The sequence below is a fragment of the Tumebacillus lacus genome (assembly GCF_026410385.1).
GTDB classification, from domain to species: Bacteria; Bacillota; Bacilli; order Tumebacillales; family Tumebacillaceae; genus Tumebacillus; species Tumebacillus lacus.
Map to the genome: position 1 here is coordinate 1 of NZ_JAPMLT010000001.1, position 13456 is coordinate 13456.

Annotated in this window: 13 protein-coding genes, 8 tRNA genes and 2 rRNA genes; 21 read left to right on the top strand and 2 right to left on the bottom strand. The window is 57.2% G+C overall.

Translation table 11 applies throughout. The features are described from left to right. From OS242_RS00005 to OS242_RS00070, 14 genes are all read left to right on the top strand, one after another. Positions 1-178, top strand: a 23S ribosomal RNA gene (locus OS242_RS00005); the annotation flags it as partial. A gap of 488 nt (positions 179-666) precedes the next feature. Then, positions 667-751: transfer RNA gene (locus OS242_RS00010), tRNA-Leu, on the top strand. Between the two features lie 5 nt (positions 752-756). After that, positions 757-832, top strand: a tRNA-Thr gene (locus OS242_RS00015). 4 nt (positions 833-836) lie between these two features. Next, positions 837-912, top strand: a tRNA-Val gene (locus OS242_RS00020). A gap of 42 nt (positions 913-954) precedes the next feature. Continuing rightward, a tRNA-Met gene (locus tag OS242_RS00025) sits at positions 955-1030 on the top strand. Between the two features lie 3 nt (positions 1031-1033). Beyond that, positions 1034-1110 (top strand) — tRNA-Asp (locus OS242_RS00030). 136 nt (positions 1111-1246) lie between these two features. Next, positions 1247-1321: transfer RNA gene (locus tag OS242_RS00035), tRNA-Gly, on the top strand. A 9-nt stretch (positions 1322-1330) separates the two neighbouring features. Next, positions 1331-1417, top strand: a tRNA-Leu gene (locus tag OS242_RS00040). A 14-nt stretch (positions 1418-1431) separates the two neighbouring features. Beyond that, positions 1432-1548, top strand: a 5S ribosomal RNA gene (gene rrf / locus OS242_RS00045). A 5-nt stretch (positions 1549-1553) separates the two neighbouring features. Continuing rightward, positions 1554-1629, top strand: a tRNA-Val gene (locus tag OS242_RS00050). A gap of 74 nt (positions 1630-1703) precedes the next feature. Then, positions 1704-2462 carry an AAA family ATPase gene (locus tag OS242_RS00055; protein ID WP_267149619.1) on the top strand — a complete coding sequence of 253 codons (759 nt, stop codon included), beginning with the start codon at positions 1704-1706 and terminating at the stop codon, positions 2460-2462. A gap of 61 nt (positions 2463-2523) precedes the next feature. Beyond that, complete coding sequence (locus OS242_RS00060; RefSeq protein ID WP_267149620.1) at positions 2524-3033, top strand: RNA polymerase sigma factor; 510 nt, start codon at positions 2524-2526, stop codon at positions 3031-3033. After that, a complete protein-coding gene (locus OS242_RS00065) occupies positions 3020-3844 on the top strand; it encodes a SecDF P1 head subdomain-containing protein (protein WP_267149621.1) in 825 nt (274 codons plus the stop codon). The genes OS242_RS00060 and OS242_RS00065 overlap by 14 nt, the downstream gene beginning before the upstream one ends. A gap of 140 nt (positions 3845-3984) precedes the next feature. Further along, positions 3985-5103, top strand: a complete 1119-nt coding sequence (locus OS242_RS00070) for a GRAS family protein (protein ID WP_267149622.1) — start codon at positions 3985-3987, stop codon at positions 5101-5103. A gap of 41 nt (positions 5104-5144) precedes the next feature. On the opposite strand, the gene OS242_RS00075 is transcribed toward OS242_RS00070, so the two are convergent. Then, positions 5145-5330: a hypothetical protein gene (locus tag OS242_RS00075; protein ID WP_267149623.1), complete on the bottom strand. Its 186-nt coding sequence runs from the start codon at positions 5328-5330 to the stop codon at positions 5145-5147. 173 nt (positions 5331-5503) lie between these two features. On the opposite strand from OS242_RS00075, the gene OS242_RS00080 reads away from it, so the two are divergent. Then, the gene (locus tag OS242_RS00080) at positions 5504-5893 is read left to right on the top strand and encodes a DUF5665 domain-containing protein (protein ID WP_267149624.1); all 390 of its coding nucleotides are present in this window, start codon (positions 5504-5506) and stop codon (positions 5891-5893) included. 35 nt (positions 5894-5928) lie between these two features. Next, the gene (locus tag OS242_RS00085) at positions 5929-6702 is read left to right on the top strand and encodes a TraR/DksA C4-type zinc finger protein (protein ID WP_267149625.1); all 774 of its coding nucleotides are present in this window, start codon (positions 5929-5931) and stop codon (positions 6700-6702) included. 45 nt (positions 6703-6747) lie between these two features. On the opposite strand, the gene OS242_RS00090 is transcribed toward OS242_RS00085, so the two are convergent. After that, on the bottom strand, positions 6748-8424 hold the full coding sequence (locus OS242_RS00090; protein ID WP_267149626.1) for a S8 family serine peptidase: 1677 nt from the start codon (positions 8422-8424) through the stop codon (positions 6748-6750). Between the two features lie 185 nt (positions 8425-8609). Between OS242_RS00090 and lspA the strand changes: the two genes are divergently transcribed. The 5 genes from lspA to pyrB all read left to right on the top strand — a co-directional run bounded on the left by lspA (position 8610) and on the right by pyrB (position 13443). Next, entirely contained in the window at positions 8610-9083 is a 474-nt protein-coding gene (gene lspA / locus OS242_RS00095) for a signal peptidase II (RefSeq protein ID WP_267149627.1), read from the top strand. Next, the gene (locus tag OS242_RS00100; protein ID WP_267149628.1) at positions 9083-10102 is read left to right on the top strand and encodes an RluA family pseudouridine synthase; all 1020 of its coding nucleotides are present in this window, start codon (positions 9083-9085) and stop codon (positions 10100-10102) included. The genes lspA and OS242_RS00100 overlap by 1 nt, the downstream gene beginning before the upstream one ends. A gap of 236 nt (positions 10103-10338) precedes the next feature. Further along, positions 10339-10890, top strand: a complete 552-nt coding sequence (gene pyrR / locus OS242_RS00105) for a bifunctional pyr operon transcriptional regulator/uracil phosphoribosyltransferase PyrR (protein WP_267149629.1) — start codon at positions 10339-10341, stop codon at positions 10888-10890. A 151-nt stretch (positions 10891-11041) separates the two neighbouring features. After that, positions 11042-12286: a uracil permease gene (gene uraA / locus OS242_RS00110; RefSeq protein ID WP_267149630.1), complete on the top strand. Its 1245-nt coding sequence runs from the start codon at positions 11042-11044 to the stop codon at positions 12284-12286. 197 nt (positions 12287-12483) lie between these two features. Then, positions 12484-13443, top strand: coding sequence for an aspartate carbamoyltransferase (gene pyrB / locus OS242_RS00115; RefSeq protein WP_267149631.1), 960 nt, complete (start codon positions 12484-12486; stop codon positions 13441-13443). The last annotated feature ends 13 nt before the right edge of the window (positions 13444-13456 follow it).

Below are 13456 nucleotides of genomic sequence, written 5' to 3' on the forward strand. Positions count from 1 at the left end.
CTATGTCGGGAAGGGATAAGCGCTGAAAGCATCTAAGCGCGAAGCCCACCTCAAGATAAGACTTCCCACACGGTCAACGTGGTAAGACCCCTTGTAGACGACAAGGTTGATAGGCTGGAGGTGTACGCGCCGCGAGGCGTTCAGCTGACCAGTACTAATAGGTCGAGGGCTTATCCTAAGCCGATCCGGGCGCAAGCCCACCTCATATAAACATTCGCATCCAGTTTTCAAGGAACACCAACTCCCAAACCAACCCGTCCTGCACCTGACGCCCGCCCGAGCGGTTGGGGTGTCCCTTGGAGGAGCGAGTTGTTTTGGCCGGTTTTGCCAAAACGTGTTTGAGCGGGGCAAGGGATACCCCAACCGCTCGGACCACCCAGCAATCAAAAAAGCGTCTCGTGACAATGGCGGAGAGGTCACACCCGTTCCCAACGGTTGCGCCAGACGCGAAGCGAACGCAGCGTAGCAAAGTATGGTACTTGGACCGCAGGGTCTTGGGAGAGCAGGTCATCGCGGTGCGTGTTGTCTTTCCAACAAGAGTCACAAGACAACAAGAGCGTTGGAGGCCCCAAAAACCAACGACGAAAAACCCAATCTTTACCTGTTGCCTAGATCCGCTCAAGATGTTATATTTATATACGTCGCCAGCACAACACAACAAAACATGCGGTCGTGGCGGAATGGCAGACGCGCACGCTTGAGGGGCGTGTGGGGTTTCCCCGTGGAAGTTCGAGTCTTCTCGACCGCACCAAACTTGCCTTTTTAGCTCAGTAGGTAGAGCGCATCCATGGTAAGGATGAGGTCATCGGTTCGATTCCGGTAAAAGGCACCATATTGGAGGTTTAGCTCAGCTGGGAGAGCATCTGCCTTACAAGCAGAGGGTCGGCGGTTCGATCCCGTCAACCTCCACCATTTTCATAAGCATACTCACGATGTCTAACAGAGACACATCGTCGCGGGGTGGAGCAGTTGGCAGCTCGTCGGGCTCATAACCCGAAGGTCGCAGGTTCAAGTCCTGTCCCCGCAACCACATGGAGCTGTGGTGTAGTGGCCTAACATGCCCGCCTGTCACGCGGGAGACCGCGGGTTCGAATCCCGTCAGCTCCGCCAAAACAAAGACCCGAGCCGATCCCGGTTCGGGTCTTTTTCTATCAAAAAAACAGGAAAAACTTTTTTCAAAAAAACTATTGCCCAAATCGGACAAGCATGCTATTATAAATTCTGTCGCCGGACAACAACGGCACATGCGGAAGTGGCTCAGGGGTAGAGCATCGCCTTGCCAAGGCGAGGGTCGCGGGTTCGAATCCCGTCTTCCGCTCCATCTTCATAAGCGGTCATGGCGGAATTGGCAGACGCGCAAGATTCAGGTTCTTGTAGGGGCAACCCTGTGGAGGTTCAAGTCCTCTTGACCGCACCATGTTTTGAAAACCGTCTCGTGACAATGGCGGAGAGGCCACACCCGTTCCCATCCCGAACACGGAAGTTAAGCTCTCCAGCGCCAATGGTACTTGGACCGCAGGGTCCTGGGAGAGTATGTCGTCGCGGGGCTTTACGCTGTCATAGCTCAGTTGGTAGAGCACCACCTTGACATGGTGGGGGTCACAGGTTCGAGTCCTGTTGATAGCACCACACACAAACACCGATGCAGATGCTGCATCGGTGTTTTTTATTATCCTGGTAGGAGAAAAAGGAGCGAGCGACCGATGTTTTTGCGAGAGATCCAGTTTTTGTGGGAGCGAGTGACGGACGAGCAGCGGGCCCAGTATCCGGTGCATCTGCCGGCGTATCAGGGGGTTGAGTCGATGGAGATCAACGGGGCGGTGACCTTCTTTGTCGGGGAGAATGGCACGGGGAAATCGACATTGTTGGAAGCGATCGCGGCCCTGTGCGAGTTTCCCACGGGAGGTGGGGAAGTGTTGGCCGATGAGCATTCGGTGAGCGAGCCGTTTCCCTTGCAGGACATGCTGCGACTCTCGTGGATGCCGAAAGTGCGGACCGGATTTTTTATGCGGGCGGAGACCTATTACAACTTTGCATCGTTGTTGGATGAGCGAATGAGAGATCCGGACTTTGCAGCGGATCCTTATGCGCGATATGGAGGTAAATCCCTGCATAAGCAGTCGCACGGAGAATCCTTTTTGAAAATGTTCGAAACACGCTTTTCAGAGAAAGGCCTGTACCTGCTCGACGAACCGGAGGCCGCCCTTTCCCCAGTCAGACAGTTGAGCTTTCTGCGGTTGATGAAACAGATGGCTGACACCGGCAAAGCGCAATTTATCATCTGCACGCACTCCCCGATCTTGCTTGGCTATCCGGGTGCGGAGATCTTTACATTCGACCGCTCCCCTTTGCAGCGGGCCGAGTACGAAGAGACCGAACATTACACCGTCACCCGGTACTTCCTCAATAACCGGCAAGAAGTGCTTCGCGAACTGTTTAAAAGAGAGGACGACTCTCTGTAACAGATGACCGGATCGTTCGTCTATTGGGTCAAAAGTGAAAGAGAGGGGGCGAACAAAGCGGATGGAATGGACCGACGTGTATGAAGAGCATGCCGACAATGTGTTTCGCTTTTTGATGTATTTTCTCGGCAACCGCGAAGATGCGGAAGATGTGACGCAAGAGACGTTTTTAAAAGCGTTTCACAAACAAGACTCCTACAAACAGCAAGCCTCGATCCGCACTTGGCTGATCATCATCGCGCGGCACCAGGCGATCGACCGCGTGCGGCGCAAACAGCGCGGCAAACTGTTGCACAACCTGTTCCGACGCGAGCAGCCGGAGCAGATCGCACTGCCGGAGGAAATGCTGTTCCAGAGCGAGACCAAGCGGGAGTTGTATCTGGAGATCCAGAACCTCAAGCCTGATTACCGGGCCGTGGTCATCCTCAAAGGCATCCAAGAGCTGACCAACCAAGAGGTGGCCGATATCCTTGGCTGGTCAGAGGGCAAAGTGCGCGTGACCTTTCATCGGGCGATCAAGTCGCTTGGCGGCAAACTCATGAAGGAGGCGGAAGCGTATGGAATGGTCTAGCGAGGAACGCAAAGTGGTAGAAGAACTGGGCGAGATGCCGACGTTTCGTCTCTCGCCTGAGAAGCGCATGACGATGCGCGGAGCCGTGCAACACCGGATGCAGCAAGCCAGCCGTCGCCGCTTCACGCTGATCGCGGGCGGGGCGGCCTCCGTTGCCTTGGCGGTCGTGCTGACCGTCGGACTTTGGCAGAGCGGGTCGTTGCCGGGGATCGGCGGCGGCTCGGTCACGGGCGGCCTCGGTCAGCCGTCGCATTCGCAGGAGATGACATTTGTGGCGGAGTTTCAGATCAAGTCCGCGCCGGGGGAGACGGTCTCCGAAGAGGGCCTACATGCGACCGTTGCCGCGTTGAAAAAACGGGCCGAGGTGGCAGGGTTAATCCCGTGGGAGATGCAGACGATCTCGCCGGATCGGGTGAAGATCTGGTCTGGCGGTACTTTTGATCGTGACCTAGTAGTGCAGATGTTCCTGCAGGAGGCAAAAATTGAGTTTAAATCGCCGGAGGGTGAGGTGCTGGCAAACGGCCGAGATCTCAAGTCGAATGCACGGATGATGTTCGATCAGGCGGGACAGCGACCGGTGCTGATCGAATTTAAAGATGCGGCACTGCTGCGGGACATCACCAGTGCCTACCGAGGACAACAAGTGTCGATCTGGTTGGACGGTGTGCTGCTGGCGTCGCCGACGATTCAAGAGGAGCTCTTGAACGGGCAGGTGGCACTCGCAGTGCCTGAACCGGCGCAAATGGTGAGTCTGATCAATGCAGGCGCGCTTCCGTATGAATTGGAAGTGGTCCAGCAGACAGCACAATAAGGAAAGGCTCGATCCAAGACGTGGATCGAGCCTTTTTTGCAAGAGTCGGACTGTATGGGAGAGTCGGAACCTTTGTCAGGGTGCGGTTAATAAGATATAATCATTGAAATGATGGAGTTAAAAGATAGTGAGGAGATAAAATGGTTGATGTTTTAGATACGAACAAACCCTCTTGCCCGAAAAAGTCGTTACTGACAAGTCTCGTCGAAGCGCTGTATGCAAAACGGGATGAGGAGGCGCAAGGGGTCTTGGAACGGTTGGTGCGCGATCATCTCGATCCGGATCAAAATCCCGAAGATTTGATCTACTATGTGTTCACCTCTGCGCTGTCCAAACGGCTGCAGTCGAAAGCGACAGACGAGATCAACCTCTATTTGAAAAAATATGAAAACACGCAGATCGATCTGTTCAATCTGGTCGCCCGCCACATGCCGTTTGTCGGCGGTGCAGGGCAACTGGCGAATCTGCATCTCGCCCCGCATATGGCCGGTCAGGAGCGCGTCACCTACCTCAACATCGGGATCGGTACCGGCCGTCAAGAGGTGGCTCTGCTGGAGCTGTTGAAAGAACAGGATCAACTGCCCCGGCAGATGACGGTGATCGCCGTCGAGCCGTTCCTCGATGCGCTGACAGAGGCGGAACGGGCGATTCGTGAGGCATGCGGTCGTCTGGGCGTGGAAGTGGACGTGCGCACCCTGCACACGGTGTCTGAAGAACTGACGGACGCCGACTGGGAGTCGTTCCGCCCGACGGACGGATCCCCGTTGCTGATCAACAGTGCTTTTGCCCTGCATCACATTCGCGGCGTGGGCGAAGAAGCGGGTACCCGTGAGCGGGTGTTCGGCAAACTGGGCGCGTTGCAACCGGCGGCGGTGGTGTTGTGCGAGCCCAATTCAGATCATTTCCATTCCGATCTGCCTGTGCGGTTTGCAGCGTGCTGGCATCATTTTTCACACGTGTTTGATTTTATCGACCGGATCGAGACGACGGGCGAGGAAAAGATCGCGTTGAAAATGTTTTTTGTCCGAGAGATCGAAGACATCCTCGGCAATCGTGAAGAAAACCGTTACGAACGCCATGAACGGGCGCAAACATGGGCTGCACGTCTGCAAAGTGCCGGATTTGAATTGATGATCGATGAAGAGGCGATGCAGAAGGTCGCGCGTCTTCATCCGCTGATGGAAGTCGTGAAACACGAGGGGTACATCGGTCTCGACTATCGCGGCGAAACGCTGGTAGCCGTCTTCTGCGGCGTGTAAACAGAAAAAGAGACCGGGTGCTCAAACGGCACACGGTCTCTTTATTTCCAATAAAACACGGTCGAGATGATCCAAGCGGCAAAGCCGACGAGCAACAACCCGATGAAAAAAGCGGAATAGGGAATGACGAAGTCAAAAATCATTTTGGTCAGGAAACTGGCAAACAGCTCCACGCCGCCAATCCAGATCATGGAAGAGGCGAGCGTTCGTACAGTATGGCGACGCAAAGGACATGCTCCTCTCTTTCGTTCCTATTTATCATACACCCCCCGACGTTTCGTTCTCAATGGACAGTCGGATTGTAAAATTGACAATTCTGTGCCCGCCTCCTTCCACATATCTCTCATCATGGAGGGCATCGTTCTCGGGAATAGTAGTCAGTAAGCAGGAGGGATCGTTTATGAGAAGAAAGGAAGAACGTCAGGAAGAGACGCGTCGCCGTGCATGGGCCACGGAGCGGGTCGATCAAGAGAAGGAACATGCGATACGTCATGAAGAGCAACTGAGTCGGCTGTCTGAGCAAATCGAGCGTCTTGCCGTCCATATGGAACGAGCTCAATTTGCTGAGTATGTGAAGCTGATGCAGCGGCCCAAACGCATGATTATGCTGAATTTGGTTGGCGGCATCGCGCGCGGGGTCGGCGTGGGTCTCGGGGTGACGGTCATCCTTTCGGTTCTGCTCATCCTGCTGCATGAACTCGCGTTGCTCAATCTGCCGCTGATCGGTGACTTTATCGCCAGGATCGTCAAGATTGTGGAAGCGCAGATGAATACGCCGACTTTTCAATGACGGTCAGCCACAGCCAACGGGAGGGGGAGTCTTCGATGAGCCTGACGAACGAGCAACTGAACCGGTTGCGTGGACTGTTGGAAGACGAGTTGAGCGATGTTCGCGACCGTTTGGATCACAACGACTCGTACCAGTTGGACGAATCGTTGATGGATTCGATCGGAGAGCTGTCTCATTATGACAATCATCCGGCCGACATCGGCAGCGAGGTGTTTGAGCGCGGGAAAGACCTCGCATTGCGGGAGGGCGACTCTCTGCACCTCGATGAGATCGATGAAGCGCTGGAGCGCATGGAAGACGGAACGTACGGCTCTTGCTTGCATTGCGGGGCGGAGATCCCGTATGCACGGCTGGAAGCGCAGCCGGCAGCGAGATTTTGTGTAGGATGCAAGGAGGACGCGGAGGCGCGCGAGATCTCGGCAAACCGCCCGGTGGAGGAGAATTTTCTCTATCCGTCCTTTGGCCGTACGTTTATGGATACGGATGCAGAGGACCAAAACGGGTTTGACGGCGAGGATTCGTGGCAGGCGGTGGCGAGGTTTGGCACCGCGGCGACCAACGATGAAAACCCGGTCGCGTACAAGCCGGATGATTACTGGACCAATTCCGAGGAGCCGATCGGCTATGTGCAGGATATCGAAGGCTACCTGCTGGCCGATCTGTACGGCAATCCGGTGTCCGAATCGGCGACGCCGTTTGTTCGCAATGATGCGTACAAGCGTTCCTGGGAAGAGGCGTATGCGGACGAACTGACCCATTCGCCCGATGAGGAGCCGGACCCGTCCGGTTTGGAACAGCCTGGTGAATAAAAAAAAGGACTCTCCGGCTGCGAGCCGCAGAGTCCTTTTTTGTGTTTACTTCGCGCTCATGTCGAGCAGGAAGGTGCCGGTGCCGCTGTAGGAGAGCACGTCGACGCGGTAGGTGCCGGTGACGGTCGGGTTGAAGGTGACCAGCTCTTGGCGCGTGGTGCCTTCCGATTTGTTGACCAGCGTGCCGGACGGGTTGTAGACGAACAGGTCGAAGTCAGGCGAGGACGAGAACCACGACGAGGTGTGGTCGCGCATGATCAGCGTGACGGCTGCCGGGGTGCCGGTCGCCGTGACGTTGAAGGTGAACGATTTCTTTTGACCGCTGGTCGTCAGGGAGTCGACGACGCCGGTGTGCGTCGGGACGGACGGGCCGGTGCCTGCGTAACCGCCTGCCGATTTGACTGCGTCATACGCCCGCAGACGACCGTACCCGTAGTCGATGTCCTGACCGGCCGGACCCCAGTCTTCGGCGGTGTTGAACATGATGCTGCGGATCTGCGCCGGCGAGAGCGCGTAGTTTGCGTCGAGCATCAGCGCTGCAACGCCTGCGGTGTACGGCGTCGCCATCGAGGTGCCGCTGTAGGTGACGTAGCCGTTGGTGGTGCCGGTCTTCGGCGCGGTGATGTTGAAGCCCGGTGCCATGATGTCCGGCTTGATGCGTCCGTCAGCCGTCGGTCCGCGCGAGGAGAACGAGGTGACGTTGAAGCCCATCTCGCCGACATCCGCAAATGCGCCGACGGTGAGGGCGTCGCGAGCCGCGCCCGGCGAGCCGATGGTCGAGCGTTTCGGGCCGGAGTTGCCCGCTGCAACCGCCGGGACGATGCCCGCGGCGTACGCGTTGTTGATCGCCGTCGAGGTGGAGTCGGTGCCGTCCGAGGAGCCGGAGGTACCGAGCGAGAGGTTCATGACTTTGATGCCGTAGACGTCTTTGTTTTGGATCGCCCAGTTGATGCCGGCGTCGACGTTGGACATCGTGCCACTGCCTTGGCCGTCGAGCACTTTGATGCCGACGAGCGCGGCACCCGGAGCGACGCCTTTGTTCAGGCCGTCGCCTTCGCCGGTGCCTGCGACGATGCCGCCGACGTGGGTGCCGTGGCCGTTGTCGTCATACGGGGCGGTCTGGTTGCTCACAAAGTCTTTGAAGGCGAGGATCTTGCCGCCGTCGAGGTCGACGTGACCGCCGTGGATGCCGGTGTCGATGATCGCGACGACGACGTCATTTTTGGAGTACGACGTCGGATTGCCGTCGCGGTCGCCGTCCACGCCGAAGTCGGTGACCGCTTTTTTCGAACCGAAGGAGTCGACGGCGGTCGCCATGTCGGCTTTGACCGGCGCGTCGAACTGGATCGACTCGATCATCGGGAGTTTTTGCAGGCGCTCGATCTGCTTTTTGGTCAGTTCGCCTGCGAAGCCTTGGTAGGCGTATTGGAAGGTAAACTTCGTCTTGAAGTCGCCATGATCTTTTTTCAATTTGGCCAGCTTGTCGTCGCTGAACTTTTCGGTGAGGCGGATGATCACCGGAACGGTGTCGCCGTCCGCTTTTTCTGCGAGGATCGCTTCCAGATCGTCGTACACTTTGTTGCTGTCTTTGTCGGTGGTCACCACGATCTTCTCGTCTTTGCCGGATGCGTCCGGTGCCGGTTTGACGGCGCCTGCCACACTGAAGGTGCTCACGGTCAGAAGTGCGGAAAGTGTCAGTACTGCCCAAGCCTGTTTCTTCACAATGTTCAGCCTCCCAGTTTTAATTTCTTTTATTTGATAGTTCTTACACATAGATGTTAACATTAACTTTTACAAAATGCAATATATTTTCTGAAAAATACGTCTTTTTACACCCTTCCACTCGATATGCTAAGATGGGCTTGGCAAAAACGCCCGGTGGACAGGGCGGAAGAGGTGTGAATCCGATGTTGTTCTATGTTTTGATTGCCCTGGTGGTTGGGATCGACCAATGGGTGAAATACTACGTGCGAACCAATATGGATCTCTACGAATCGTATCCGCTGATCGAAGGCGTGATCAACATGACGTCGCACCGCAATCCTGGTGCGGCTTTTGGCATCCTCGCCGGGCAGCAGTGGTTTTTCCTGCTCAGCATGCTGGCGGTGATCGTCGTGGTGTTCTACTACCGTCGCAAGGGGGAGTTGATCGGCCGTCCGGTGATGGCGACAGGGCTCGCGTTACTGGTTGCGGGTGCGATCGGCAACGGGATCGACCGGATGGTGTTCCGGGAGGTCACCGATTTCTTTGATTTGCAATTTGTCAACTTTGCGATCTTTAATGTAGCCGATATCGCGATCAACGTCGCGGTCGGATTGATGGTGCTGTCCGCGCTTTTTGAAGGGCGGAACGTGAAAGAAGGCCAGCAGGAGGAGTCATAATGGCAGAATATCAAGATCTGGATGAGCTGCTCGAAGACGAGCCGTTTGAAGAGGAAGAAGAGGCGGGCGAGCGCACGGTCTCGGTGCTCGGCAGCGGGCTGTCGGAGTTTACGGCGGAGCAAGGCGGCGAGCGCGTGGACAAGCTGATCGCCGAACAGAGCGGCGGGGCGCTGTCCAGGACGCAGGTCCAAGACCTCATCGATCAGGAACTGATCGTGGTCAACGGCAAGAAGGTCAAGTCGAACTACAAGCTCAAAGCAGGCGACACGGTCACGGTCAACGTGCCGGAGCCGCAAGAGGTGTCTGTCGAACCGGAAAACATCCCGCTGGACGTGGTCTATGAGGACAGCGATGTGATCGTGGTGAACAAAAAGCGCGGCATGGTGGTGCATCCGGCGATGGGGCATTACTCGGGCACGCTGGTCAACGCGCTGCTCTACCATTGCAAGGATCTCTCCGGGATCAACGGCGAAGTGCGCCCCGGCATCGTACACCGCATCGACAAGGACACGACCGGTCTGTTGATGGCGGCGAAAAACGATCTGGCCCATCGCGGGCTGGCCGCACAGCTCAAGGAGCACAGCGTGACCCGCAAATACGTGGCGGTCGTGCACGGCGTGATCCCGCATGACCTCGGCACGGTGGAAGCGCCGATCGGCCGCGACCCGGTGCATCGCCAGCAGATGGCGGTGGTGCGCGAGGGCGGACGCGAGGCGGTGACGCATTTTCAGGTGATCGAGCGTCTGCCCAAGCACACGGTCGTCGAGCTGAAACTCGAAACAGGACGGACGCATCAGATCCGCGTACATATGGAGTTTATCGGCCATCCGCTGGTCGGCGACCCGAAGTACGGCAATCAAAAGCGCAACCGCTTTGGCGATATCCTCCAAGGGCAAGCGCTGCATGCGCAGGTGCTGGGGTTTGTACATCCGCGCACGGAGGAGTATCTGGAGTTCTCGGCGGAGATGCCGGATGAAATGGTACGGCTGATTGAAAGATTGAAGCAAGAAGAGGCTTGACGGGTCAGGCAGGAACTGCTATTCTAGCAGAAGAACTTCACAGTACCTTTAAACTGATCCAGAGAGGTCGGTAAGGAGTCGGACGAACGCCTGCGGGCGTTCACACAAATGCAGAGGTCTGCGTGGCTGTCACGCAACCGCTGGAGGCTTCTTCCTGATATCGGGAAGAAGCCTTTTTTCATGGACTTCGGGTACACTATGTGACAAGAGCAAGGCGGACAGGAGGGGAACCCGCGATGGCATCATGGACAGAAAAGACGCAACTGATGGACGGGCAGGCGATCCGCCGCGCCCTGACGCGCATCGCCCACGAGATCGTGGAAAAAAACAAAGGCACGGATGATCTGGTCTTGGTCGGGATCAAGACGCGCGGGATGCCGTTGGCCGAGCGGGTGCAGGCGCGCATCGCTGCGTTTGAAGATGTGCAGGTGCCGGTCGGTTCGCTGGATATCACCCTCTACCGCGACGATCTCAAGCAGCGCAGCGAACAGCCGCAGGTGCTGGGGTCGGAGATCGGAGTGGATGTCACCGACAAGACGGTGATCCTGATCGACGATGTGCTCTACACGGGGCGCACGGTTCGGGCGGCACTGGATGCGCTGATCGACATCGGGCGGCCGAAACAGATTCAACTGGCGGTGCTGGTGGATCGCGGACATCGCGAACTGCCGATCCGGCCGGACTATGTAGGAAAAAACGTCCCGACTTCGCGCAGCGAGGCGGTCTCGGTGCAACTGGCTGAGGTCGACACGGACGATCAAGTGATCATCTTGGAACAAACGCAGTAACCCCTCTTTAAGGAGCGTCCCGTGAGGCGCAGAAGAGCGGTGCGATTCGCGGTGTGTTTTGCCATGCGAGTTTAGTGCCCTCTCTGCCCGGCGGAGAGGGCTTTTTTATGAAAATGAACTGAATCTTTATCGACCTCAGGAGGAACTCATCATGAAGCAAATCGTCGATGTTCATGAGCGCCTGCCGCTCGGGCAATCGCTGCCTTTATCCTTGCAACATCTGTTCGCGATGTTTGGCGCAACGGTGCTGGTGCCTTTTCTGACCGGTCTCAATCCGGGTGTGGCGCTGCTCACCTCGGGGATCGGCACGCTGATCTACATTTTCCTGACCAAAGGCATGATCCCCGGCTACCTCGGCTCGTCGTTCGCCTTCATCGCACCGATCATCGCGGTGTCGCAAGCGGAAGGCCCGGGAGCGGCGCTGTTCGGTTGCTTCCTGTCCGGGGTCGTCTACATCATCGTGGCGATGATCATTAAAAAAAGCGGACTCGGCTGGCTGAATCGCCTGCTGCCGCCGGTCGTCGTCGGCTCCATCGTCATCGTGATCGGGCTCGGCCTCGCCGGTGTCGCGGTCGATATGGCGGAGGCGAACTGGGGCACGGCGTTTGTGGCACTGATCGTCGCGGTGATCGCATCGGCGTTCTTCCGCGGGTTCCTCGGGGTCATCCCGATCTTGCTCGGCATCATCGGCGGCTATGTGTTTGCCGCCGTGCAAGGTCAAGTCGATTTCTCGAAAGTGGCGGAGGCGAGCTGGTTTGCTCTGCCGCACTTCCAAGCTCCGACCGTCTCCTGGACGGCCGCCCTGCTGATCGCGCCGGTCGCGCTGGTCACCATCGCGGAACACGTTGGTCACCTGCTCGTCACCGAAAACATCGTCGGTCGCGATCTGATGAAAAAGCCGGGTCTGCACCGCTCGATGCTCGGTGACGGTGTGGCGACGGCGATTGCCGGTCTGATCGGCGGCCCGCCGAGCACGACGTACGGCGAGAACATCGGCGTCATGGCGATCACCCGCGTCTACTCGGTCTGGGTGATCGGGGGAGCGGCGGTGCTGGCGATCCTCTTCTCCTTCGTCGGCAAGATCTCGGCGCTGATCTCCTCGATCCCGGTGCCGGTCATGGGCGGCATCTCGATCCTGCTGTTCGGGATCATCGCGTCGGCCGGTCTTCGGATGCTGGTGGAGAGCGGCATCAACTACGGCCACAAGCGCAACCTGATCATCTCCTCCGTCATCCTCGTGTTCGGGGTGGGCGGTGCGAAGATCGAGGTCGGCTCGGTGGCGTTGGAAAGCATGGCGCTGGCGACGTTTGTCGGCATCCTGCTCAACTTGATCCTGCCGAAAGATCTCAACCAAGACGCTGCCAAAGAAAACGCGGCGGAAGCAAAAACTGAATAACGCGCACACTACGGTGTGAGTGTACTCGTCTTAGGACGCGAACGCCTTTAATCCAATACAGAGAGATTGGCAAGGTGAGTCGACGGACGCGGATTGAACCTGTCTGCAGAGGACTCCCTATGCCCAAAAAATTTGCATAGTGGAGTCCTTTTTTATAAAAAGGAGAACCAGAACTGACAGATATCGGAGGGGTTACGATGTACCACGTGCTCAGCGCGCACCAATTTGACCGCATTCAACTGGATCAACTGTTCCGTATGGCAGACATCATGGAATACAACGCGAAAAACGGCGGCACGAATCTGCTCCAAGGGAAGATCATGGCGGCCCTGTTCTTTGAACCGAGCACGCGGACCCGGTTTTCGTTCGAGTCGGCGATGATGCGACTGTCCGGCAGCGTGATCTCGACGGAGAACGCCACTCAATTTTCCTCGGCGATCAAAGGGGAGACGCTGGAAGACTCGATCCGCGTGATCTCCTCCTACGCCGACGTGATCGTGTTGCGCCACAACGAAGAGGGCGCGGCCAAGCGGGCGGCACAGGTGGCGGGGGTGCCGGTGATCAACGCCGGGGACGGCTCCGGCGAGCATCCGACCCAGTCGCTGCTCGATCTGTACACGATTCAGAAGGAACTGGGTGCCATCGACGGACTGAAGGTGGCGATGGTCGGCGACCTGACCTACGGGCGAACGGTACATTCCCTCTCCTACATGTTGGCAAAATACGAAAAGGTGACGGTGTACTTCGTCTCGCCGGAAAACTGCCCGATCCCGGAGAAGGTCAAAGCGTATCTCGATGAGCGCGGCGTGACGTACTTTGAGGAGACCGATCTGGAAAAGGTGTCGGGCGAAGTCGATGTGCTCTATATGACGCGGATTCAGAAGGAGCGATTCCCAAGCGGGGAAGAGTATCTGAAAGCGGCGGGCAAATATGTGATCAACCAAGAGATCGTCGACGGAATGAAGCCGAACGCAATCATCTTGCACCCGCTGCCGAGAGCCGGCGAGATCTTGCCGGAAGTGGATGGCGATGCGCGGGCCGCGTATTTCCGCCAAGCGACGAACGGGGTGTACATCCGCATGGCGCTGCTGGCGTACTGCCTGAAAGAACAGCAGTTGGAACGCGATCTCGAGGCGCTGGCTGAAGTGTTGAAATAGAGGAGGGCTCGGA